Annotated in this window: 24 protein-coding genes; 2 read left to right on the forward strand and 22 right to left on the reverse strand. The window is 56.8% G+C overall.

The annotated features are described in order from the left end of the window. Positions 1–8 precede the first annotated feature (8 nt). The 6 genes from HMPREF9241_RS07325 to HMPREF9241_RS07350 form a co-directional block, all read right to left on the reverse strand. Positions 9–557: a YceD family protein gene (locus tag HMPREF9241_RS07325; RefSeq protein WP_006681652.1), complete on the reverse strand. Its 549-nt coding sequence runs from the start codon at positions 555–557 to the stop codon at positions 9–11. Next, complete coding sequence (locus HMPREF9241_RS07330) at positions 550–1,266, reverse strand: hypothetical protein (RefSeq protein WP_006681653.1); 717 nt, start codon at positions 1,264–1,266, stop codon at positions 550–552. The genes HMPREF9241_RS07325 and HMPREF9241_RS07330 overlap by 8 nt, the downstream gene beginning before the upstream one ends. 27 nt (positions 1,267–1,293) lie before the next feature. Beyond that, positions 1,294–1,776 carry a pantetheine-phosphate adenylyltransferase gene (gene coaD / locus HMPREF9241_RS07335; RefSeq protein WP_006681654.1) on the reverse strand — a complete coding sequence of 161 codons (483 nt, stop codon included), beginning with the start codon at positions 1,774–1,776 and terminating at the stop codon, positions 1,294–1,296. 102 nt (positions 1,777–1,878) lie between these two features. After that, the gene (gene rsmD / locus HMPREF9241_RS07340; RefSeq protein ID WP_006681655.1) at positions 1,879–2,460 is read right to left on the reverse strand and encodes a 16S rRNA (guanine(966)-N(2))-methyltransferase RsmD; all 582 of its coding nucleotides are present in this window, start codon (positions 2,458–2,460) and stop codon (positions 1,879–1,881) included. Positions 2,461–2,523: 63 nt separating this feature from the next. Then, positions 2,524–4,680, reverse strand: coding sequence for an ATP-dependent DNA helicase RecG (locus HMPREF9241_RS07345; RefSeq protein WP_006681656.1), 2,157 nt, complete (start codon positions 4,678–4,680; stop codon positions 2,524–2,526). Continuing rightward, positions 4,677–6,344: a DAK2 domain-containing protein gene (locus HMPREF9241_RS07350; protein WP_006681657.1), complete on the reverse strand. Its 1,668-nt coding sequence runs from the start codon at positions 6,342–6,344 to the stop codon at positions 4,677–4,679. Before HMPREF9241_RS07350 ends, HMPREF9241_RS07345 begins: the two co-directional genes overlap by 4 nt. A 562-nt stretch (positions 6,345–6,906) precedes the next feature. Here HMPREF9241_RS07350 and rpmB point away from each other — a divergent pair. Then, positions 6,907–7,098 (forward strand): 50S ribosomal protein L28, encoded by a 192-nt coding sequence (rpmB, locus tag HMPREF9241_RS07355; RefSeq protein ID WP_006681658.1) that lies wholly within the window; start codon positions 6,907–6,909, stop codon positions 7,096–7,098. A 103-nt stretch (positions 7,099–7,201) separates the two neighbouring features. On the opposite strand, the gene thiL is transcribed toward rpmB, so the two are convergent. The 12 genes from thiL to hisD form a co-directional block, all read right to left on the reverse strand. Next, positions 7,202–8,191 carry a thiamine-phosphate kinase gene (thiL, locus tag HMPREF9241_RS07360; protein ID WP_006681659.1) on the reverse strand — a complete coding sequence of 330 codons (990 nt, stop codon included), beginning with the start codon at positions 8,189–8,191 and terminating at the stop codon, positions 7,202–7,204. Positions 8,192–8,270: 79 nt separating this feature from the next. Continuing rightward, positions 8,271–9,104 (reverse strand): TrmH family RNA methyltransferase, encoded by an 834-nt coding sequence (locus tag HMPREF9241_RS07365; RefSeq protein ID WP_006681660.1) that lies wholly within the window; start codon positions 9,102–9,104, stop codon positions 8,271–8,273. Between the two features lie 33 nt (positions 9,105–9,137). Next, complete coding sequence (gene rplT / locus HMPREF9241_RS07370) at positions 9,138–9,518, reverse strand: 50S ribosomal protein L20 (RefSeq protein WP_006681661.1); 381 nt, start codon at positions 9,516–9,518, stop codon at positions 9,138–9,140. Positions 9,519–9,542: 24 nt separating this feature from the next. Continuing rightward, positions 9,543–9,737 (reverse strand): 50S ribosomal protein L35, encoded by a 195-nt coding sequence (gene rpmI, locus HMPREF9241_RS07375; RefSeq protein WP_006681662.1) that lies wholly within the window; start codon positions 9,735–9,737, stop codon positions 9,543–9,545. 42 nt (positions 9,738–9,779) lie between these two features. Then, positions 9,780–10,367, reverse strand: coding sequence for a translation initiation factor IF-3 (gene infC / locus HMPREF9241_RS07380; protein ID WP_006681663.1), 588 nt, complete (start codon positions 10,365–10,367; stop codon positions 9,780–9,782). Between the two features lie 365 nt (positions 10,368–10,732). Continuing rightward, positions 10,733–11,524, reverse strand: coding sequence for an SseB family protein (locus HMPREF9241_RS07385; RefSeq protein ID WP_006681664.1), 792 nt, complete (start codon positions 11,522–11,524; stop codon positions 10,733–10,735). Between the two features lie 3 nt (positions 11,525–11,527). Further along, positions 11,528–12,256 carry a bifunctional 1-(5-phosphoribosyl)-5-((5-phosphoribosylamino)methylideneamino)imidazole-4-carboxamide isomerase/phosphoribosylanthranilate isomerase PriA gene (gene priA, locus HMPREF9241_RS07390; protein WP_006681665.1) on the reverse strand — a complete coding sequence of 243 codons (729 nt, stop codon included), beginning with the start codon at positions 12,254–12,256 and terminating at the stop codon, positions 11,528–11,530. A gap of 30 nt (positions 12,257–12,286) precedes the next feature. Beyond that, positions 12,287–12,922, reverse strand: a complete 636-nt coding sequence (gene hisH / locus HMPREF9241_RS07395; protein WP_006681666.1) for an imidazole glycerol phosphate synthase subunit HisH — start codon at positions 12,920–12,922, stop codon at positions 12,287–12,289. A gap of 3 nt (positions 12,923–12,925) precedes the next feature. Continuing rightward, positions 12,926–13,681, reverse strand: coding sequence for a hypothetical protein (locus HMPREF9241_RS07400; RefSeq protein ID WP_006681667.1), 756 nt, complete (start codon positions 13,679–13,681; stop codon positions 12,926–12,928). Between the two features lie 32 nt (positions 13,682–13,713). Further along, complete coding sequence (gene hisB, locus HMPREF9241_RS07405; protein WP_006681668.1) at positions 13,714–14,331, reverse strand: imidazoleglycerol-phosphate dehydratase HisB; 618 nt, start codon at positions 14,329–14,331, stop codon at positions 13,714–13,716. Then, the gene (locus HMPREF9241_RS07410; protein WP_006681669.1) at positions 14,328–15,443 is read right to left on the reverse strand and encodes a histidinol-phosphate transaminase; all 1,116 of its coding nucleotides are present in this window, start codon (positions 15,441–15,443) and stop codon (positions 14,328–14,330) included. The genes hisB and HMPREF9241_RS07410 overlap by 4 nt, the downstream gene beginning before the upstream one ends. A 4-nt stretch (positions 15,444–15,447) precedes the next feature. Then, positions 15,448–16,785, reverse strand: coding sequence for a histidinol dehydrogenase (gene hisD / locus HMPREF9241_RS07415; RefSeq protein WP_050998828.1), 1,338 nt, complete (start codon positions 16,783–16,785; stop codon positions 15,448–15,450). A gap of 116 nt (positions 16,786–16,901) precedes the next feature. Here hisD and HMPREF9241_RS07420 point away from each other — a divergent pair, with 116 nt between their 5' ends. Beyond that, positions 16,902–17,135, forward strand: coding sequence for an RNA-binding S4 domain-containing protein (locus HMPREF9241_RS07420; protein ID WP_006681671.1), 234 nt, complete (start codon positions 16,902–16,904; stop codon positions 17,133–17,135). Between the two features lie 114 nt (positions 17,136–17,249). Here HMPREF9241_RS07420 and dnaE read toward each other — a convergent pair whose 3' ends face one another. The 4 genes from dnaE to HMPREF9241_RS07440 all read right to left on the reverse strand — a co-directional run bounded on the left by dnaE (position 17,250) and on the right by HMPREF9241_RS07440 (position 23,306). Next, positions 17,250–20,801: a DNA polymerase III subunit alpha gene (gene dnaE / locus HMPREF9241_RS07425; RefSeq protein WP_040318716.1), complete on the reverse strand. Its 3,552-nt coding sequence runs from the start codon at positions 20,799–20,801 to the stop codon at positions 17,250–17,252. Positions 20,802–21,032: 231 nt separating this feature from the next. Continuing rightward, the gene (locus HMPREF9241_RS07430) at positions 21,033–21,950 is read right to left on the reverse strand and encodes an RluA family pseudouridine synthase (protein ID WP_006681673.1); all 918 of its coding nucleotides are present in this window, start codon (positions 21,948–21,950) and stop codon (positions 21,033–21,035) included. After that, complete coding sequence (gene lspA / locus HMPREF9241_RS07435; protein WP_006681674.1) at positions 21,943–22,491, reverse strand: signal peptidase II; 549 nt, start codon at positions 22,489–22,491, stop codon at positions 21,943–21,945. Before lspA ends, HMPREF9241_RS07430 begins: the two co-directional genes overlap by 8 nt. Positions 22,492–22,664: 173 nt before the next feature. Continuing rightward, positions 22,665–23,306 (reverse strand): DivIVA domain-containing protein, encoded by a 642-nt coding sequence (locus tag HMPREF9241_RS07440; protein ID WP_006681675.1) that lies wholly within the window; start codon positions 23,304–23,306, stop codon positions 22,665–22,667. Positions 23,307–23,562: the final 256 nt, after the last annotated feature.

The following is a 23,562-nucleotide window of genomic DNA, read 5'->3' on the forward strand; positions in this document are numbered from 1 at the left end:
TAGTAGTCCTAGTTGTCTTTGGCCTGATCCAAAAGACAAGCAAGAGAAGCCAAACGCGGATCCACCTGGAAGTGCTCATGATCTTCAGGGAGCTCATCCCACTTCTGCCCACACACGTCACACAAGCCTCCACAATCAGGCCGACACAGTGGACGATCATCCACCAGCGTCACGATCGAATCGCGAATCATCGGCTCCAGATCGATCGTGTCACGCTGACCAATCAAGCGAACGTCATCGGCTTCGTCGTCCTCATCTGTAGCCACGGGAGCCGTTTCAAAGAAGACATCCGACGTATCAATATCATGGTGAACACTGACCGGATCCAGACAGCGCACGCAGTCGCCCACTAGGTCAACACTGGTGGTCAAGCGAACCAATACGCCATCATCAACGCTGGTCAGATCAACCCCAAAATCTAAAGGAGTGCCCGGCTCAACCCCCATTGACGGAGTCCCCAAATCATCGGGCGCAACCCAATGCAGATCCTCGTGGCGGAAAGAACCAATCTGACGCGACAGTGTCACCAACGAGATGACAAGAGGAGAGTCACTCATTGTCGAGGTCAATGTCAGTCACGTCGATGCCCTGGCGCTCTGCGATGGCACGACGACCGGCCTCGGTGCGACGCTGCAGATCCGCCAACATACCCGACAGCTCAGCCAGCGACTTCGCAACATAGTCGTCAGCGCCCAGACGCAGTTCTTCTTCCTGCTGACGAGCCTGACCAACAATCTCACGACCACGATCTTCGGCCATACGAGTAATGTTCTCGCTGGAAACCAGACGCTTCGCTTGCTCGTTAGCATCGACCAGGATCGCTTCAGCTTCAGAGCGAGCCTGATTCACGGAAGCCTCAGCTTCTTCGTTCGCACGAGCAACCGTGCGTTCAGCCTGTTCGTTCGCAGAATCGACGATGTGCTTCGCCTTTTCTTCGGCTTCGTCCAGAGTTGACTGAGCACGAGAATTAGCTTCAGCAATAGTCGTTTCGGCAGCGGTGTCTGCGCGCCCTAAAACGGCATCGGCATCAGCAACAACAGCGTCGGCAGCAACCAGATCTTCCGGCAACGCTTCACGTGCTTGGTCCAGAAGATCCAGGATCTCCGCGCGGTTCAGCATGATCATTGCCGAAAGCGGAACAGCGCGGGCATCTTCGACGAGGGCCTCAATCTGATCGAGAGCAGCAATGACGGTCGACGGTCCGTAAACCGTGTTCTCATCCCACGTCTCGTTTTCGCTGGGTTCAGGCGTTACGGGATCCGACATTGTGTCCTCCAGATCGTTGAAGCGGTCTCAGTGACCTTTCTTTGCTCTATTTTGCGCTACGAACGGCTCAATTTCGTTCGGAACATACCGAGAAACGCTTAATCCCAGGTGGACAAGCTCACGAACCATCGATGAGGACACCAGCGAAAGCTCTGGGAGGGAGGGAATAAACAGAGTTTCCACCCCTCCAAGGTCACGATTCACCGCGGCCTGGGCAAGCTCGGTATCAACATCGCTTTGACTACGAACGCCCTTAACAATGAAAGAAACATCGTTCGACTTCGCGCAGTCGATCAGCGTCCCTTCCATTTTCACGGTGCGCACGTTCCCCAGTTGAGCCACGACAGCGTTCACCATGTCGACACGCTTGTCCTGATCGAACATGTATTTCTTCTTAGGGTTTACGCCCACAGCAACAACCAGTTCGTCGGCGAAGGAGGCAGCGCGGGTGATGATATCGGCGTGGCCGATGGTGATGGGATCAAATGATCCCGCAAAAAGAACTCGCATTGTCGTCCTGTTCTAGTAGCTCGAGGATATTGAAGTCGATAGTATCCCCCAAGCGTTGCTCGGTGGGATTACCGATGATGCTCAATGAATTGATCCGAGATCTCAGTCGCTCTCTTCTTTGGCTTTCACGGGCGGACCGGCAAACCATGCGACGGTCTCACCCCACGTCCGCTGATCTTCCTTCACAAGGAAATCCGGCCACAAAGGCTCCGGTGACCTGCTGGAACGCTCAACAACGACAAGCGCATCCGGGGTGATCCACGGTCCAAGAAGTGAGAGCACCTCCGCCACATCTTCTTCGCTCACGTCATAGGGAGGATCAAGCAACACAAGATCAAACTCTCCACTGAGCGTCTCAAAATCACGCGCCCTCAAGAAAGTGGTCGCCGAGGCAGTATGAACCCGCGCTTTCAGACCGGTTGCGCGGATGTTGTGAGCAATGATTCGCGCTGTCGGTGCCGATTTTTCAACCAAGTCCACGCGCGAGGCACCTCGTGACGCGGCTTCTAACCCCAATGCTCCCGAACCGGCATAAAGGTCAAGAACCAGACAGTTTTCAACCACGTTCATATGTTCCAGGCGAGAAAACAGCGCCTCGCGGACGCGTTCCGATGTTGGACGCGTCCCCTTCGCGGGAACTTTCAGCACGCGACCTTTGGCTGAGCCTGCAACGATTCGAGTCATGCCCCATAGTCTAACGGGCGAAGCACAATGCCCAGATTGCAGGGATCACCACGGTAGTACCCTTTAGCTCATCGAAATCCAAGCAAGAGAATCAGCCGACAAGCGCCTCAAAGCACATGCTAACTCCGGATGATTCATCAGCTTCGGATCCTCTTCGATAATCCGCAACGCATCGCTGCGAGCGTGAGAAATAATCCGTTCGTCACGTCGAACAGAAAGGAAACGCAGGTGCGAACTGCGACCGGACTGCCCAGCTCCCAACACATCTCCCTCACGACGGAGCTGAACATCTTTTTCTGCGAGCTCAAAACCGTCCGTCGTTGATGCAAATGCTTCAAGACGCGCCATCGAGTCCGGATTCAAATCGCTACGATGAACCGCCATCGTCACAGATGGCATCGACGAACGGCCGACGCGGCCTCGTAACTGATGCAACTGCGCCAAGCCGAACTGCTGGGCGTCAACGATCACCATCATCGTCGCACTCTTGACGTCCACGCCCACTTCGATGACGGTCGTAGAAACCAAAATCGGCGATTCTCCGGATGCGAAACGCTCCATGATCTGTGTTTTTTCCGCCGTCGGAGTGCGGCCCGTCAACGTTTCAATCCGGTGCGCTCTAAGAGCAGGAAGACGGCGCAGGGTTTGACTGACCTTTTCGACCGACGCAAGCGGGGGGCGATTCGCTCCCTCTCCTTCAACGTCGGTGACCTCATCCGTTTCGTCGATACGCGGACAGACAACGTAGACACGCCCACCGCGCTCAATCTCTTCGTGCGCTCGAGTCCACAAGCGCTCCATCCACACCGAATTCGCACTATCAACAAGGAACGTCTGCACCGGCATACGACCAGCAGGCATCCCCGCCATGCGCGTCTCTTCCAGATCACCGAACACCGTCATCGCGACCGTACGAGGAATCGGAGTCGCCGTCATCACCAGCTGGTGTGCGCTATGCCCATCACCGCTGGTGCGCAATGTGTCGCGCTGTTCAACGCCGAAACGATGCTGTTCATCCACAATCACAACGCCGAGGTCTTTGAAAGCAACACTGTCAGAGAACAAAGCGTGAGTCCCCACCACGATCAGTGGCTCCCCCGATTCAATGAGCGCGCTTATTTCGCGACGCGCGGCAGGCGGTGTCGAACCGGTCAGCAGACGAATATCAACTGGTTTCCCATCGACCATGACACCCTGTACTAACGCGCGCATCGACTCAAGATGCTGGCTGGCCAACACTTCAGTCGGCGCCACCAGGGCACCCTGGTGTCCAGCGTCAACCGCCGCAATCAATGCTGCGAGCGCAACAACGGTCTTCCCTGAACCCACATCCCCTTGAAGGAGTCGTTGCATGGGGACGGTCTGGTCCATGTCGGCGTCGATTTCTTTGAGCGCGCGTGATTGGGCGTCGGTCAGAGTGAAGGGAAGCGATGCAATGAATTCACTGACTGCGTGCGATGAGGTGAGCGGACACGCAGGCGCAGTTAAAGAGCGTTCCCCGTAGCGTCGTCCGGCCAGGATGCACTGAAGGGTGAAAGCTTCCTCGAACGCGAATGTGGTTTTCGCCTGTTTGTAGTCGTCGTCGGTAGATGGCTGGTGGAGCATCCTCAAAGCCGTGGCACGATTGGGCAGTTTTCGTTGTTCTCGGATGTCGGCCGGGATCACGTCGTCGATCGATTCATCGTCCAGAGAATCGAGAATCATGGTGATACTACGTGCCATGATCCAGCTGGTGATCCCCCCGCTTGTCGGGTAGATCGGGATGGGCCGTTGGGAGCGTTCTTCTGCTGAGTCGCTGGCGTCATCCATTCCTTCGAAGCTGGGATGTACCAGTGAAAGGGTACCGCGGTAGGATCCGACTTTTCCGGCGAAAAGAAACGAGGCTCCGGGTTTCAAGAGGCGCTGGTGGACGGCGAGTTTGTATTCATTGTGCGCGAAGAAGGTCGCGTTCATCGTGGTGATGCCGTCGGTCAGTTGTACTTCGAGGCGAACGCCCTGACGGCTTCGGTTTGCAACGAGGTGTGCTCGTGCAACTTGAGCGAGGATCGTGACATCTTCGCCTTCGTGCAGCATCGACATCGGGGTCAGTGCGCCCCAGTGGTAGTAGCGACGAGGCGCACAAAGAAGCAGGTCTTCAACGGTTTCAAACCCTGCTTTTGCGAGTTTGCGCGCGGTTGACACAGGGAGGCGAAGAGAAAGGGGGGTATCGAGTTCGCTCATGCCCACATGCCCGCTATGAGGCTTCGACCCGCTTGTCCCCCATCGATCACATCAATGTCATCGAGGAGACAGTCAGCGTGCATCACCAATTGCCGGAGAAGTCCAACCAAATCCGGACCGTCGTGTGCGGACAGGAGCAGGCGGAACTGCGTGGGGCTCCTGCGTGCGATGTCGGCGACCACCTGCGAAATAGCAAGGTCATCGTCTGAGTCGAGCGAATAGGTCACCTGGTTTTCAAGCGCTTGCGTCGCCCCTTGGGTGAGTAGGCGTTCCATTGTTGGCCCCACTTTGTGCCCGCCGGGTTGCGGGACGAAGTAGCCGGCGCATGTTTGCGCGACGTTGAACGCTGACAGTTCGTCGTTCGACTGCGCCACCACAATGATGGCGTCGTTTGACGAGGTGGCGCCTGCAGGCTTGGGGTCAAACGGGGATTGGGTCGCGTTCAGACGAGAGGCAAGCATAGTGCCGAGTGTTGAAGACTCATCGTCACACGGCACGAACAGACTGACGCCCGTCGATGAGGACGTGGCAATTTCCATGATTCCCGCCCCGTCTTGGGCGCTGGGATTGTATAGAACGATTGCACCTGTTCTGGCGGCATCTTCAATCAATCCGGGAGCTCGGGTGCATACAAGGACTCGGGCGCGTTCGACTCGTCGCATGGGGCGCCGTTCGAGAAGGCGAACACCGCGGTGGGTAATGCCTTCTTCGGCGAGCTCGTCGACGCCGAGCATCTCATCTGGACGCGCGTCAGCGACTTGGAATCTGATAAGGCATCCAGTCTTGGGGCGTACTGAAAGAGGGGCGGACGTATCGATGTGTAGGCGCCACATTCCTACGCCGAATGGATCAAGCGTTCCAACGCAGGAAAGGCGTGCTCCCATGAGTTCAATGGAAGTGAAAAAGTGGTCTGCGTCTGTTGCAGTCGCTTGCCAGACGATATCGACACTGAATGCGCGGTTCGGGGCGGGAATGTTCTGACTGGGGATATCACCGTTGTTTTCCGCTAATTCGCTGAGCATATGAGCGAGCGACTCGAGTACTGATGTTTGTCCTGAAACAACCGAGTCAAAGCAGGCGAAGAGGATGGTCAGGACGGATGCGCCTGCGTCGATACGCCCTGTTCTCTCATTCGTGGCGCCAATCAGGCCTTCTTGAGCTGCGAGTGAGTACCACGAGACCAGGTATTCGTTTGTTTCAATCGTGTCGCCCAAATCAATGGCGGCGGTTCTGGCTGTATCCAAGACCATCACGATCGCATTCGACAGGTGGGTTCGACGCAAAACGTCAGTGACATGGGAATCGGATTGGATCGCATGTGGTGTACACAGCATGCGACGAAGCTGAATCGGCGTGATCTGACCTGGACCATTGAGGGCTTGTGACCATGCGGAAAGAACAGCAGTAATGATGACGCCAATATGCCCTTGGGCAAGGATGATGCCAGCGTCAACAGCGGCTTCAAGCCCGGAAGCAAACGACGAGACCGGATCTAGACGTTCGACGGCGCTTGCCATGGAGGCCAGCGTATGTGCAGCGTTCGTGCCGGTATCGCAGTCTGAGCCGTCCCACCCGTCGAGGTCGTTCAGGAACTGAGCAAGCGTGGCAGATTCATGTGCTGCCACCCGCAACAGGGAGGCGACAGTCCCAGCATTCAGTTCCACTCTTGCTCCATCCGTTTAGCTTTGCGTTCATTATCGTTCAGGGATCAGCGTTCGGCGTGCCAGACACATCTAAGCCCGACAATCGTTGCATTTTTATCGCTTCGTACTCCACGGCTCACACTAGTTTTTGAATGCCTAGCTCCCCCAAGTTATACGAGGCGACAGTCCCCTTCCCACAGAGCCCACAATGTCGCCTCACACGACCGGAACTGCAGGCAGGGCCTTGCCATGGACGAGGAATGCACGGACGGATACCCAGACCGCACAGCTCGCCACCTACTGAGCCGTCGCTTGCATCACCGTCGTAGAAACCACACTGCAATACTAGGATGCTGCACGCCCCGCTCTAGCCTTCAAGCCGCTACGCGGCCCTGCCGCGAGCCGCACACAATCCGCGCTCTATCAACGAATGTGGGCTACCTGACAGCCCACAAAGGGCGCAAAACTTGGAGTTGAAGGCGTTAATCCGTTAATCTTTCATAGTTGCCTGCGGTGGACTACACCGCTCAATACTGTCCTGTGAAAACGGGAATAACCTATTTTGACAACCGAGGAGATCATCGTGGCTGCCGTTTGTGACGTGTGCGGTAAGGGACCCGGCTTCGGCAAGAGCGTGTCACACTCTCACGTTCGCACCAACCGCCGCTGGAATCCGAACATTCAGCGCGTTCGCGCCCTTGTTGAGGGCACCCCGAAGCGCCTGAACGTGTGCACCAAGTGCCTGAAATCCGACAAGGTTCAGCGCGCTATCTGATAGCCGCACACCTGTTGGATGACCTTTAAAAGGTCACCACACTTTATGAGTCTGGCTCGCAAGGATGCCCTTGCGAGCCAGACTTTTTCACCTCGAGTGCCTCTTACTCGTTCTTGAAGTGATCCCACTTCCCACGCAAGGGGCGGCCGTTCAGGAACATATTCGCGTTTTCCCCTTCACCGACCTCGCGGACGCGTCCCACAATGCGGAATCCTTCGGGAATGGTCGCATCTGGCCCAAAGGCAGCGATCATGCCGTGGTCTTCACCGCCGAAGACGACCCATTCCACCGGGTTCACACCGCAGATCTCGGCGAGCTGACGCAACGGATCTGCTTCGCGTTCCAACGCAGTCGGGTCGAGGTCAATGATCACACCAGACGCTTTCGCCATACGCGTGCCATCCATGGCAATGCCATCAGATAGGTCCATCATTGCGTGGGCACCGGCGCGCGCAGCAGCTGGCCCAGTCTCCAACGGTGGCTCGGGAGCGCGATACATGTTGAGGGCTTCAGCCATAATCCCCATTGACTCGTCGTCACGAATTGCAGGGTCAATGTGCTCGCCCAGCAACAGATCCAAGCCGGCGTGCGAGAAGCCAACTCGACCACTCACCGCGATCACATCACCAGGTTTTGCTCCCGAACGCACCACGGGATCGCCTTCGCACCAGCCCATGACGGTCATCGACAGCACCAGCTTTTCTCCCGCCGACATATCACCGCCGACGACGCCGGCACCGACTTCGCGAGCACGATCGCCGATACCTCGAACCACATCGATCAGCCATTCGACTTCGGTGTCAGGAGTGAGCACAACAGAGATAACGATCGATGACGTGTACCCACCCATACCGGCAATATCTGCAAGATTCTGCGCGGTAATACGAGCACCAATCTGGTAAGCGTCGGACCAATACCTGTGGAAGTGCTGGTCTTCGACGATGACATCCGTCGATACGACGAACGATCCTTCAGGGGTTGCAATCTGCGCACAGTCGTCACCGATTCCGATCATGGTGCGTTCACCAACGGGAAGAACTTCCTGATAGCGACGAATGAGTTCAGATTCCGAGCATTCACTTACCAACGTCATGGTTCAAGCCTAGTTGGTTCGTGGCGACAAAAGGACAGCTGACGCCTGATTCAGTCATTGATTCACGAGGCCGCGCACACTATTTCAGCGCTTCATTGGACAAGCGCGCGCACTGAGAAGCAAAAAGACACATTGAGGCTGCAGAGGCCACGTTCAGGGACTCGGCCTGACCGGTCATGTCGATGCGGACAAGAGTGTCACACGCATCGAGTTCAGCCTGGCTCATGCCCTTCGCTTCATTGCCGAAGACCCACGCATGAGATGAGGCAAGAGGACCCGCTCCCCCAGCGATTGCCTGAGTCATCAGCTGCCCAAGGTCTTCGGTGCCCACTCCGCCGCTGGTGCCCAGCAGGCGCGCATCGCGCGTTTTGAGCAACCGGGCGGCCTCGTCGAACGACGGAACAGCAATGAGCGGAAGGTGGAAGACACTGCCTGCGGAGGAACGGATGACCTTCGGGCTGGCAACATTGACGGTGCCCGCAACGACGATGACACCAGCGCATCCCATCGCATCAGCGGTGCGGATGATGGTACCAACGTTGCCCGGATCGCGCCCCTGGGCGAGCACAACATATGTCTGCCGAGGCGCAGTATCGCGCAACGTGGACACCACTGCGTCACGTGTTGCAACGGCAATAATGCCCTGAGCATCAGAGCTCATCGCAGAAGCGACCTCATCGGTCACCATATGGCACCAGCGGGTCACGGAAGAAGCCAGGGCGTGCACGTCGGGATGCAGACTCGCTGCACCGTCAGTGAAGTACACATCGCGAACATGCTGGCCGCTAAAAGCCAGAAGTTCGCGGACTGCTTGTGGTCCTTCAACAAGCAGAAGATTCGTCTTACGACGTGCCGAGCGCCCGGCCAACGCTGCCACTTTCTTCACGCGTTCAGCGTGAGGATTGGCGAGCATGGACGGGCGCTCGGACTGAAAAGTCACCGTATGTCAGGCCTTGGGGGCGTTGACGTCTGCCGGCAGAGCATCCTTGGCAACCTGCACCAGCGCGTTGAACGCGTTGATGTCGTTGACGGCGAGCTCGGCGAGCATGCGACGGTCGACCTCAACACCAGCAAGGCCGAGGCCCTGGATGAAACGGTTGTAGGTCATGCCCTGCGCGCGCGAGGCAGCGTTGATGCGCTGGATCCAGAGGCGACGGAAGTCACCCTTGCGGGCCTTGCGGTCGCGGTAGGAGTAGACGAAGGAGTGAGTGACCTGCTCCTTGGCCTTGCGGTACATGCGGGAACGCTGACCACGATAGCCGGACGCCTGCTCGAGGACTGTACGACGCTTCTTCTTGGCGTTAACAGAACGCTTGACACGTGCCATGTTTCAAATCTCCTTTTGCGAAGCTCACTTGCCAAGGAGACGACGGACGCGCTTAACGTCTGCGTTCTCAAGGACCTGGTCAGTGGCGAGGCGGCGGGTCTTACGGCTGGACTTGTGCTCCAGCAGGTGGCGTGCACCGGCCTGCTCGCGCATGATCTTGCCCGAGCCGGTCACGCGGAAGCGCTTCTTCGCACCGGAGTGCGTCTTGTTCTTCGGCATTTGCTATTCCTTCTTTGTTCCATCAACGCTTACGCGTCAATGTCAGTTCTTGTCCGTGGTGTCCGCTTTTGCGGAACGTGCCTGGTCCTTGATTGCGCGTTCCTGACGCTTACCGCGTCGTTCCTTACGCTCTGCTTCACGACGCTTGCGCTGTTCGTTCAAAGCATCAGACTTACGTTTTGTAGGCGCGAGAACCATGGTCATATTGCGACCATCCTGGCGAGGCATGGACTCGACTGTTGCGAGCTCACCAACCTCTTCAGCCAAACGCTGAAGCAGGCGAACGCCAGCTTCAGGACGGGACTGCTCACGTCCGCGGAACATGATCATGACCTTGACCTTGTCGCCTTGGGAAAGGAAACGCTCAACGTGTCCCTTCTTAACGCCAAAATCATGGTCGTCAATCTTCAAGCGGAAGCGGATCTCTTTCAGCTGGGTGTTCGCCTGATTACGGCGAGCATCGCGAGCCTTCTGGGCGGCTTCGTACTTAAACTTGCCGTAATCCATGAGCTTGGCAACCGGCGGCTTAGCGTCGGGGGCAACCTCTACCAGGTCAAGGCCGGCCTCTTCGGCCAGGCGCAGGGCGTCTTCAACACAAACGACGCCGACCTGTTCCCCTCCGGGTCCCACGAGGCGAACCTCAGGAACTCGGATGCGCTCGTTAATGCGAGTCTCGCTGATGAGTGGCTCCTTCCACGGTACTTCGTGAAGAGCAACGAAAATGGCCTCCGTTGCACTTCATGCGCACGGAGGCCAGCCCATTTGGCAGACGCCGAAACGTCTACCGAAGAACCCGATCCCCTTTCACGTCACGCCAATTGCGTGGACCTTGGCAAGCCAAGGCGGGCATCCAGGTGGGAGGAAACTCCGCTTGCATTCCAGGCATTCGCCCAGACGGTTGCTTCAACTTTAACATCTGCGCTGATAGCGCACCAATTTCAGTGACTTCGGCGCAGATGGGATCGCTCACACACGTGGACTATGCGACGTGCGGACTATGCGACGCTCACCCAACGTGGAACGATCTCAATCCTGTCGGCTGATACCTGAAGACGTTTTGAATCTCCGATAGCAGACACCGCTTCCATCAGCGACTTTTTAAGCCCACGCTGATCAGCATTGGCGTTGACGAACAGGGTGACAGTCACGTTTCCGACTGCCCCGCAGGTCAGCTGCACGTCAACGATCGGCGAGGTTCCGTTATGGCTTACCTGCGCGAGCATCTTCAACTCTTCGGCGAGTTCTTGGTCTTTCCAGGCTGGCAACCACGTGTCTCCCTGCGCAAGTGCCGCGACAAGGGGACGTGGTATCACAACGTTGGACCCGGCAGGATCCATGACAACTCGGCCTCCGGTTTCCACCAGCGCAGCAAGGGCAACGCTCCGGAATGCGAGAGCGGTAGGTCTGGCGAAAGCATCGAAAGCCCGAAGTTGATCGGCCGAAGAGAATACGGCAATCGCCTTGCCTGCCAGGCAGTCAACACGAACAAAGTCCGTCGGCGCCTGTCCGTCGCCGTCAATTCCTGCGTGGTGTCCGGTGACACGAGGATCCTCTTCAACAGCAATCGGGACAATCACGCGATCGTGAGCCAAAGCATCGGCGAGGGCTTCCAATCTGGCTGCGCCATTATCACTATCCGCTTCAAGAGCCAGCGCACGCCTCGTCGCTTCGAGAATCTGACCCGAGTCACCACGATCGCGATTCGACATCTTCAACCGAGCAGCAAGCCGGCTCTTCTGCGCATCATCGAGAGCTGGGATTGGGTGAGAATCCGTGGTTTCACTCATCGTTTAAAGCCCCCGCGCAACTTTCAGGGCTTCTTCAATCGTGAACGCGCCGGCGTAGAGGGCTTTGCCGACAATTGCACCTTCGACGCCAACGCCAACGAGACCTCGCAGGGTGGCAATATCGTCCAGCGTTGACACGCCACCGGATGCCACAACGGCGGCGTCGGTTGCGTCGCAGACGCGGGCAAGCAGATCAACGTTCGGTCCCGACAGCATGCCGTCGCGCGTCACGTCAGTGACCACGTAGCGCACGCAACCAGCCTTGTTCAGGCGTTCGATTGTCTCCCAAAGATTGCCTCCATCGCGGGTCCATCCGCGGGCAGACAAGGTATCTCCACGCACGTCCAAGCCGATGCCAATCTGATCGCCATATTCTTTAATGACTCGTTCAGTCCACTCTGGATTTTCCAAAGCTGCAGTACCAAGGTTCACGCGACGGGCACCGGCTCCCAAAGCGCGCTTGAGCGACTCATCATCGCGAATGCCACCGGACAGTTCGACATTCATATCCACGTTCGCGGTGATCTCAGCAAGTAGCGCAGCGTTCGACCCACGTCCAAATGCGGCATCCAGATCGACGAGGTGCAGCCACGTTGCCCCAGCATCCGCGAAAGAGCGCGTAGCGTCCATCGGATGACCGTAGTGTGTTTCCGTACCAGCTTCACCCTGGGTCAGGCGAACGGCTTGTCCGTCGACAACGTCAACGGCGGGAAGAAGAATCAGGTCGTTCATGGAAATCCTTTAATCGTTTATTGCGTGAAGTTACTTCAGTGTGTCGAGCCAGTTTGCCAGTAGCGTCATACCGGCATCTCCTGACTTTTCCGGGTGGAACTGAGTTGCACTCAATGGGCCGTTTTCTACGGCTGCAACGAAGCGGGAATTTCCGTGCCGTGCCCAGGACGTCAACGGTGGGGTGGTCACTCCCCCAGCAAGCGCCGCGGTCGGATCGTCATGGACACCGTAGGAGTGAACGAAATAGAAGCGCTGGTCTTCGACTCCCGCGAAAAGCTCCGAACCGGTAGCCGCCTCAATCGGCGACCAGCCCATGTGCGGAACCACTTCAGCGTCCAAACGCTTCACCACGCCCGGCCACTGGCCAAGACCCTCGCCTTCACCCTTCTCTTCGGACGAAGAGAACATGATCTGCAGGCCAACGCAGATACCCATCACCGGGCGCCCACCAGCAAGACGCATGTCAATAATGTTTTCGCCGTCAGCTACGCGCAACTGGCGCATCACCGCATGGAACGCGCCCACGCCAGGCACCAGCAAGCCATCAGCATTCAATGCTGCTTCACGGTCTGCAGTCAGTTCAACATCGGCGCCCACATGTTCCAAAGCTCGGCACGCAGAGCGTACATTGCCCGAACCATAGTCAAAAACAACTACGTGCGTCATCGTCTACTTCTTCCACAATCCGCCAAAGAAACCGCCCGGACGCTTACGGCTCGTCCCATCCGCAGACACGGAGTCCTCGTAGTCTTCGGGGGTCGAACGTCCAAGCAGTAGATCCTCGGTTGCCTGTGGCATTGCACCAAGTAAAACACCCGCAGGAATCGTTTCCTCCGGCTGTCCGTTCACATAACGCTGGGCTGTAATCCGACCAGAAACACCGGGTTCAACCCCATCGCCTTCAACCAGCCACGACATGACAGCAACCGCCCCATATTTGGACAGGCGTGAAACAACGCGGGCGGCCTCGTCGATGGGAGCGGGCATGGGACGCTGGCCGGAAAGCAACGCATCCAACTCTTCTTCGTCAGTCGGCTGAGTTTCCACGCGCTGCCAGATCGCCGTCCACGGCTTCAAACGGACGACGCTGAGCTTCAAACCAGACAGAGCCAAAAGAGAGTGAAGCGCGCCAGGCGATGGAATCGGGGCCAGAACCAAACCAACCGACAGCTTGCCACCGTCAAGATGGAGGGATTCATCAACCGGGACATCGTCAGGATCTTTCAACGCCTTGGTCGATGCGTCCCTGTTGTCTGTCTCGCTCGTCGTATCTGCGCCAGCGGGCTTTTCTCCCAGATTGTGTGCCGCCAGTACATCGTCGGCATACGCTTCGCCATCAAGCGTTTCCTTGCCTAAATCTTCGCCGTCAAGGGACGCGACAAGATCCGCGAACTCGGCATCGAAGTCGTCATCACGACGCAACATAACTCTCCCCTGCTACCTACGCTCGACTCGGCTTAGAGCGCACCCTTGGTCGATGGAATTCCGTCGACGCGAGGATCCGGCTCAACGCCAGCACGAAGCGCTCGTGCCAACGCCTTGAACTGGGCCTCGACGATGTGGTGCGGGTCGCGACCAGCAAGCACGTTCATGTGCAGGCAAATTCCGGAATTGAAGGTCAGGGATTCGAAGACGTGACGCGTCATTGAACCAGTGTAGTGACCACCAATCAGGTGGTATTCCTGACCGGCAGGTTCACCCGCATGCACAATGTAGGGACGTCCCGCGACGTCAACAACCGCGTGAGCCAGCGCCTCGTCGAGCGGAACAGTCGCCTCGCCGAAACGACGAATACCGCGCTTGTCCCCTAGCGCTTCCTTCAGCGCAAGACCCAGGCAGATCGCCGTATCTTCAACCGTGTGGTGCACGTCGATATCAATATCACCCGTCGCCTTCACCGTCAGGTCAATCAGCGAGTGCTTCGACAGTGCAGTCAACATGTGGTCGTAGAAAGGCACGGACGTGGAAATGTCATTCTTGCCTGTTCCATCCAAGTTCAGCTCGAGGTGGATCGAGGACTCAGACGTCACGCGGTCAATGACGGCGGTACGCGGAGTAGCAAAGGTGTTCGTCATTTCGTGATCTCCTCAAGTGCTGCTTTGAAGCTGGCGGTTTCTTCAGGTGTTCCAATACTGACACGAAGCCAGCCCTCAGGCCCGACAACTCGGATCAGAATTCCGCGATCAAGCAGAGCCTGAAAGATGGCTTCGCGGTCATCGAAGCGTCCGAAGAGGACAAAGTTGGCATCCGAATCGACAGCGTCGAAGCCTTTGTCTTTCAGCCACGTGACCAGCTGGTCGCGTTCGGCGCGCAACGAGGCCACCTGTGCCATCAGTTCATCCGTGTGGCGCAGAGCAGCAAGCGCCGTTGCCTGCGTAAGAGTTGAGAGGTGGTACGGCAGGCGAACCAACATGATCGCGTCGATGATTTCTTGGCAGGCGCTCATATAGCCGAGGCGCAGGCCCGCCATGCCGAAGGCCTTCGACATTGTGCGACTGACGATGAGGTGCTCATTCGCGTCCAAGAGTTCAAGAGATGACGGTGTGCCGGTTCTGCGGAATTCACCGTAGGCCTCGTCAATAACGACGATCGACGCAGACGCCTGACCGTCAATCTCCGGGCCACTTTCGCGCGCGATGTCCAGGATCCACTCAATGTCCTCGAACGGCAACGCTGTGCCCGTCGGATTATTCGGGCTGGCCAGCAGAACAGCAGAAGGACGCTGCGCTTTCAGTGTTTCTTCAACGATCGCGCGGTTCAATGTAAAGTCATCATCGCGACGCCCCTGCACCCACGCGGTATTCGTGTCGCGCGCGTACTCGTGGTACATCGAGTACGTCGGAGCAAAGCTGACGGCCGTCCGGCCAGGGCCACCGAATGCTGCCAGAATCTGCACCATCACTTCATTTGAGCCGTTCGCTGCCCACATCAGTTCCGGACGCCGACGAACACCGGATTCTTTTTCTAGGTAGTCCGCGAGCGCGCAACGTAGTTCCATGAAGTCGCGATCCGGGTAACGGTTGAGACCCGCAGCCGCCTTGGCAACGGACTCAGCGATATCGGCAATCACGTTTTCGGAGGGCGAATACGGGTTCTCGTTGACGTTCAGGCACACCGGAACGTTGAGCTGCGGAGCACCGTAGGGCGAGAGTCCTTTAAGATCGGATCGAATCGGAAGAATCGTCATGGTGTCACTCTCCGTCTTTAGCAGCTGTGCGGCGGATCAGGGCGGCTTGACCGTGTGCCGGCAGATTTTCCGCGATCGCAAGCGTGTTCAGCTTGTCGCTCAACTGATCCAGTGCTTCGGCCGTGTATTCCACGACCTGCTGGGAACGCAGGTACTGCATGACATTCAATCCCGATGCGAAGCGCGCTGTGCCACCGGTGGGCAGCACATGATTCGAGCCGGCAATGTAGTCGCCGAGCGGAACCGGCGTGTACGACCCAACAAAGATGGCACCCGCGTTCTTCACCTTCAGAGCATCATCGCGGGAGTTCAGGGTCTGGACTTCCAGGTGCTCTGCGCCGTACGCGTTCACGACAGTCAGTCCGTCTTCCACATCATCGACGAGGACAATACCGGACTGTGGGCCTGACAGGGCGGTAAGAATACGCTCAGTGTGCGTTGTCGCCTGCGCCTGCACCTTGATTTCAGCTTCCACTTCGTCAGCCAGTTCCTCGCTGGAGGTCACGAGGACCGATGCTGCAGCCGGGTCATGTTCCGCCTGACTGATCAGGTCGGCGGCAACGAATGCCGGGTGAGCACTGGAATCGGCGAGGATTGCGATCTCGGTTGTTCCCGCTTCGGCGTCAATGCCGACGGTTCCCTGAACAAGGCGCTTGGCTGCGGCAACGAAAATGTTGCCCGGTCCGGTCACCACGTCGACGGGCTTCAAGACGTCATCACCATCGGTCACACCGTAGGCAAAGGATCCAATCGCCTGAGCTCCACCAATCGCCCAGACCTCATCAACGCCCAGTAACGCGCACGCCGCCAAAATTGTCGGGTGAGGAAGACCGCCGAACTCTGACTGAGGAGGAGACGCCAACGCAATAGACTCCACGCCCGCAACCTGCGCACACGCCACGTTCATCACGACGGACGACGGGTAGACAGCCAAACCACCGGGAACATACAGGCCCACACGTTCAACTGGAATCCAACGCTGGGACACGGTTCCGCCCGGAATAATCTGCACCTGAGCAGGCGCGGGCAACTGTTGAGTATGCCCCATACGGTTGTGCGCAATCGACATCTCAAGCGCCTCGCGAATCTTCGGGTCAAGATTCACCAAAGCATCAGCAATTGCCTGAGCCGGAACACGAAGCGAAGCCGGGCGAACACGGTCAAACTTTTCAGCCAAGTCGTACAGCGCGGGCGCGCCCTCTTCACGAACACGCTTCAAGATCGGAGCAACCTGATCTGCGGCCTTCGACGTATCCAGCGCAGCACGAGGCAACGCATGAGCAAGATCTGTCGTTTCAAGAACAGTTCCACGAAGATCCAGTCGTTGCATCAGAGTATCCATACCCCAAGCATAGGCGGGCACACACATTTGGTTCTTCGGCGCCCAACGCGCGAACATAGAAGCACACAATGCGGACAACTCACCCGCAGCCCGTAAACGCCAGAAAGGAAACGTCCATGTCAGACTTCCCCACCATCGAAGTCAGCGGAGTCATCAGACTCGGACAGTTCCTCAAACTCGCCAACCTTGCCGAAGACGGGGGACTCGCACGCGAGCTCATCCAGGGTGGCGACGTATACGTCAACCACACAGTTGAAACCAGGCGAGGTCGTCAGCTCACAGACGGTGACGTCGTAGAGGTTAACTCCCCCATGGGATCAGATGGCGCCATCGTCGCACAGATCGACTAAGCCTGAGGCGCAACAACCAAGGCCACGCCATCCCATCATTCGATCCCGACACACGAGAAACGACCAACAACGCTGGGCGGCCTCGTCCTCTTAGCACGAGCCCCCCGAAGTAGCTCAGTGCGTGCTCAGGACTCCGTCGATGCCCACGATAGCCTTCACATGTGAGAAGAACGGTCCCGTCGGCGACACGCGCAAACGCTGATCCAACTCAACGATCGTCGTGCCCGTGCGCTCGCGGATATGTAAACGAACAGGAGAATCACCTGGGAACGCTTGAAGGACATCTTTCAACTCGCCCAGCAATTCCGCCGTACACCGCGTTGCAGGAAGCTGAAGCTCCAGCGGAGTATCGCCGTCCTCACGCAAGTCCAAAATCGTCATCGACTGGCCATAAATCGACATGCCCTCATCGCGGACATTCACGCGACCCTCAATCTGAACCACAATGTCCTGGGCAAGATGCGTTGAAATCGTCTCGTAAGAACGCGGGAAGAAAAGAACTTCAACCGACCCCGACAAGTCCTCGAGGGTCGCAACGGCCCACACACTACCCTGTTTCGTCACCTTCGTCTGAACATTCGAAATCAGACCCGCAATACGCACCGTCTGATTCGACATTGAATCCTCAGATCCGACGACCTGCGCAATCTCGTGATCCTGATAGCGAGCCAGCGCTCCTTCAATGCCACGAAGCGGATGATCCGACACGTACAAGCCAAGCATCTCGCGTTCCTGAGACAGCTTGAACTTGCGGTCGAATTCAGGGATATCCGGAATAGTGACCCCCAGGGCATGTGAACCGCTATCAGCGCCGGCATCCATACCCAACGCACCAAACAGGTCGAACTGACCAATCGCTTCGTTACGCTTCACATCGGTGATTGCTTCAACGGCCTCGTCACAACACGACAGCATTGCACGACGCGTGTAGCCCATCGAGTCAAACGCACCTGCACGGATCAGCGACTGAATCGTGCGCTTGTTGCACACAACCTGAGGCACCTTGTCCAAGAAGTCCTGGAAGGAAGTAAACGGGCCCTTTTCCTTTCGGGTCTCAACGATGGCTTCAACCACGTTCGCTCCCACGTTCTGGATCGCGTTCAGACCGAAACGAATCGCTTCACCGTCTGGCGCAAAGTTACCCTGCGACGCATTGACGTCGGGGGGAAGAACCGTGATATCCATGTGTCGGGCTTCAGCCAAGTAGAGCGCACGTTTGTCCTTGTTGTCCTTCGTGGACGTCAGCAGAGCCGCCATGTACTCGGTCTTGTAGTTCGCCTTCAAAAACGCGGTCCAGTAGGACACCAAACCGTATGCGGCCGAGTGCGCCTTGTTGAATGCGTAGGCGGAGAAGGGAACAACGACATCCCAGAGAGCCTGGATTGATTCCTTCGAATAGCCGTTGTCCAGCATTCCCTGCTGGAATGCCTCGAACTGCTTTGCCAGAACCTCGGGCTTCTTCTTACCCATTGCCTTACGCAGAATATCTGCTTGGCCAAGTGAGTAGCCCGCCAGCTTCTGCGCGATCTGCATGACCTGTTCCTGATACACGATCAAGCCGTAGGTCGTACCCAGAATCGATTCCAGTGCCTCAGCCAATTCGGGGTGAATCGGCGTAATTTCCTGCTTCCCGTTCTTACGTAGCGCGTAGTTCGTGTGCGAATTCGCGCCCATCGGACCTGGACGATACAGGGCGCCGACAGCGGAAATATCTTCGAAGTTGTCGGGCTTCATCAGCTTCAGAAGGTCGCGCATACCGCCACCATCAAGCTGGAAAACGCCCAGTGTTTCACCGGCAGACAGGAGTTCGTATGTCTTTGGATCGTTGAACTCCAGGTGTTCCAGATCCGGTTCTTCCTTGCCGTTCAGCACAATGTTTTCCAGCGCGTCCGAGACGACCGTCAGGTTACGAAGACCCAGGAAGTCCATCTTCAGCAGGCCGAGTGTTTCACACGTCGGATAGTCGAACTGAGTGATGATCGCGCCATCCTGGGGACGCTTCATAATCGGAATAATGTCGGTCAGCGTATGCGAACTCATGATGACCGCACATGCGTGAACGCCCCACTGGCGGGTCAAACCTTCAAGACCGAGCGCGTACTGAACGACCTCGTGAGTCTCCGGGTTTTCTTCGTAGTACTTACGGAACTCGACAGCTTCGGCGTAACGCTTGTCATCCTTGTCAAAGATGCCGTGAACGCTAATGTCCTTGCCCATGATGGACGGCGGTAGAGCCTTCGTCAGTTGCTCGCCCACCTTGAAGTCCTTACCCAAGATACGGGCAGAGTCTTTCAGGGCCTGCTTTGTCTTAATCGTGCCGTAGGTGACAACCTGCGAAATGCGATCCTCGCCATACTTGGCCTTGACGTACTGAATGACCTCATCTCGCCTACGTTCGTCGAAGTCGACGTCGAAGTCGGGCATCGAGATACGTTCTGGGTTCAAGAAGCGTTCGAAGATCAGACCGTGTTCAAGAGGATTCAGCTCTGTAATCTTCATGGCGTAGGCAACCATTGATCCTGCGCCCGAACCACGACCAGGTCCAACGCGAATACCTTGGCTCTTCGCCCAGTTAATGTAGTCTGCCACCGTCAGGAAGTAACCGGGGAAGCCCATCGAAATAATGACATCTTCTTCGTATTTCGCCTGCTTACGGACATCGTCGGGAATACCGTTCGGGAAACGATAGTTGAGGCCCTTTTCAACCTCTTTGATGAACCACGAGGTCTTGTCTTCGCCTTCGGGCACCGGGAAGTCGGGCATGTAGTTTGCGCCGTCATCGGTGGTTGTGAAGTACACCTCGCAACGTTCAGCGATTTCCAGAGTCGAGTTGCACGCCTGTGGGAGTTCCTTCCACAGCTCGCGCATTTCTTCACTGGGACGAATGTAGTAGCCGTCGCCATCAAACTTGAATCGATCGGGGTCAGAAATACGCGAACCGGAGTTGATGCAAAGAAGAGCGTCTTGGATCTGACGGTCTTCCTTCTTCACATAGTGGGCGTCATTCGTCACGACAAGCGGAGCATCCATCAACTTCGCCAATTCCAGTAGCTGGAGCTGGGTGCGACGTTCCATTTCGATGCCGTGGTCCATGAGCTCAACGTAGAAGTTTTCTGCGCCAAAAATATCGCGGAGCTCGGCTGCTTCACGAACTGCCTCGTCCCATTGGCCAAGGCGCATACGCGTCTGAACAGCACCCGAAGGACACCCGGTAAACACAATCAAGCCCTCGTGGAACTGAGAGAGTAGTTCCTTATCCGCGCGAGGATACTTACCAAACTGTCCTTCAGTTGAGGCGTAGGAACCGAGGCGAAACAGGTTATGCATGCCCTCGGTTGAATAGGCGAGCAGCGTCAGGTGGTTGTATGAACCCGAACCCGACACGTCATCGCTCTTTTGCCAGGGTTCTCCCCATCGCACTTTTTGACGGTCAAAACGCGACGTACCGGGAGTCACATAGGCTTCCAAACCAATAATCGGCTTGACCCCGGCCTTCTTACAGTTCGAGTAGAAGTCGTATGCGCCAAACAGGTAGCCGTGATCGGTCAAGCCAATAGCGGGCTGACCCAAACGAGCCGCTTCTTCAGCCATCGCCTTCGTCTTTGCTGCGCCGTCAAGCATCGAGTACTCGGAGTGGTTGTGCAAGTGAACGAAGGAATCAGCCATGGTCTTGATGGTAGCCGCCATCGGGTGATTAAGCACCCCGGAAGGAGCGTGAGAGCTTTCCTTGAAATCACGCAGATTCACAAGCTCGACCAGCAGTTTTCGGCGTATTGACGCACCTGCCTTCTTCATCAGGCGACCAAAGATTGCACACTCGTGAGGGGTGCATGGATATGCTTTCAGTACACAACATGCCGGCGTGGTTTGCCGGTGCCCGCTACGATGATTGCGGTATCAGTCGGCGATCCTCAACGATTCCAAAGCCGCTTGCAGATCAGCGGGATAGGGTGAGCGAACAGTTGTGGGCAGACCGGTACGCGGGTGGTTAAACGTCAGTTCAACGGCATGCAACCACTGGCGCACGAGGCCCAATTCTTTGGCCTTCTTTGGATCAGCCCCATAGAAAACGTCTCCGACACACGGATGCCCCACTGCCGCGGTGTGAACACGAATCTGGTGGGTTCGCCCGGTCTCCAAATGGATTTCCAGCAGAGACGCCCCCGCCATCAGTTCCAACGTGTCATAGTGCGTCACCGCATGCTTCCCACCATCGATGACGGCCATGCGCCACTCCCGCGACGGGTGGCGACCAATAGGAGCATCAATCGTGCCCGACGGCGGATCCATATGACCGGCAACGACCGCGTGATAAATCTTCGTCACGGTTCGTTCTTTGAACGCGCGCTTCATCACCGAATAGGCGAGCTCTGACTTCGCCACCATCATCGCCCCCGATGTTCCCACATCGAGACGGTGCACAATCCCCTGGCGCTCGGGGGGACCGTACGAGGTAATGCGATAACCGGCCGCTTCCAAGTTTCCAAGAACCGTCGGGCCACTCCAGCCTGGCCCCGTATGCGCAGCAACGCCCACGGGCTTATCAACGACAACCACGTCATCATCGTCGTAAAGAATGTCCATGCCGGTGACCGGTGGTGGGGTTGTATCGGGCGCTGGGATAGTGACTTCAATCAGATCCATCGCACCGAGCTTGGTCGACTTTGAAGGAACCACGCCGTTAATCAGGACGTTTCCATCTTCAACAAGCCCCGCACACTGCGCACGCGACATCCCGAGCATGCGAGCAAGAGCCACGTCAACGCGTTCTTCTACCAGCGCGTCAGGAACAGGAAGCAAACGCGTATCACTCATGCGCGGCCTCGTCACTCAATGAATTCACGACAGGTGCATCATCTGCGTTGTCTTCACCGGAGAACGCTCCATCACGGGAAAACTCCCACGCCAACCAAATCGCGCCAATCACAATCCAAATATCAGCCACATTGCCAACGAAAAAGCCGTTGTAGTTGATGAAGTCAACGACGTGTCCAACGCCGATGCCCGGGGGCTGGATCAGACGATCGATCAAGTTACCGATCGCTCCGCCACCCAGAAGACCAAGGCAGGCCGCCGCGCTCACACGCACAGAGCGACTCAGTCCAACAATCAGGATGCCGATGATGACAACCGAGAGGACGGTGAAAACCCACGTGGACGTTTCTCCCAAAGAAAACGCGGCACCCGAATTATGAAGCAATTGGAAAGAAAGCAGCGAGCCGATAATCGGAATCGGGTGAGTGTCATCAGCTAATGCTGACAACGCCCAGAACTTCGTCACCTGATCGAGGACCACTGCGACAATCGCAATCGCTCCCGCGATAACATAGCGAGACTTTGACTGGGAGGTATTCATGTCAGGTTCTCCTTTCTGGGTTCTTTGTGTTTGCCTTATCGTAGTGAAGGCGCCCCGAGGCCCTATCTGCTAGCCAAGGATGATGGTTCTTAGCTTTTCACATGGTAATGGCGGTGGTCCTGAGAGGTACCACCGCCATTTAACCGATGTGAAGATCAGATCTGATGAAAAGATCAGTCCTGCTGGGTGTCCGGGTTGACCTGGGAGAGCAGGGTCTCGAGGTGACCACGGATCGACGAGCGGTAATCCGACTCGAAGGAACGCAACTCGTTAATGGTGCCCTCAAGGCGAGTGCGTTCTTCGTCAAGCTTCGCAAGGATGGTTTCGTGCTGGTTCTGAGCGTCTGCAACGATCTCGTCGGCCTTGGCGTGAGCTTCTGCGATGATACGCTCGGATTCTTCCTTGCCGTCGCGCACGTATTCGTCGTGGACGCGCTGAGCAAGTGTAAGCATGTTGGTAGCAAAAGCAGCCGACTCGGTGTCGACGGGCGCTACGGTTTCGGCAGGGGTCTCGACGACGGTTGCAACCGGAGCCTCCTCAACGGTCTGTTCAACCGGAGCAGGAGCCTCTTCTACGACCTCGACTGCCGGGGCAACCGGAGCCTCGACAATTTCAGCACCGGAGGAGAGCTCGGCGATACGACGCTCGGCCGCTTCAAGCTTTTCCTTCAGATCCTGATTCTCGACGTTCAGGGTGTAGATCGTCGAAACGACTTCGTCAAGGAATTCGTCAACCTCAACCTGGTCGTAACCTTCGCGGAACTTTACGTACTGGAACTTCTTGTTAAGAACGTCCTCTGTAGTCAGCAGAGCCATGTGTTCGCCTCTCAATATCGTCGGGTCGATGCGATCCCAAGCGATTGACGTCGGTTGCGCATCAGGACAGTCGCCGGACAACTGTCCATCGACACATCATGGATTATCATATCTGACTCAATAGTCACACACGCAACAATGAACACATGACATGACACATTACTCACAATCTATGCGTGCGAGATTTGGCCAGTCAGGCACCTCTCCAACGGTTCAAAACAACCATTGCGGTCAAATAACAGCGTTTGACCAGCAA

This window comes from Schaalia turicensis ACS-279-V-Col4 (assembly GCF_000296505.1).
GTDB lineage: Bacteria > Actinomycetota > Actinomycetes > Actinomycetales > Actinomycetaceae > Pauljensenia > Pauljensenia turicensis_A.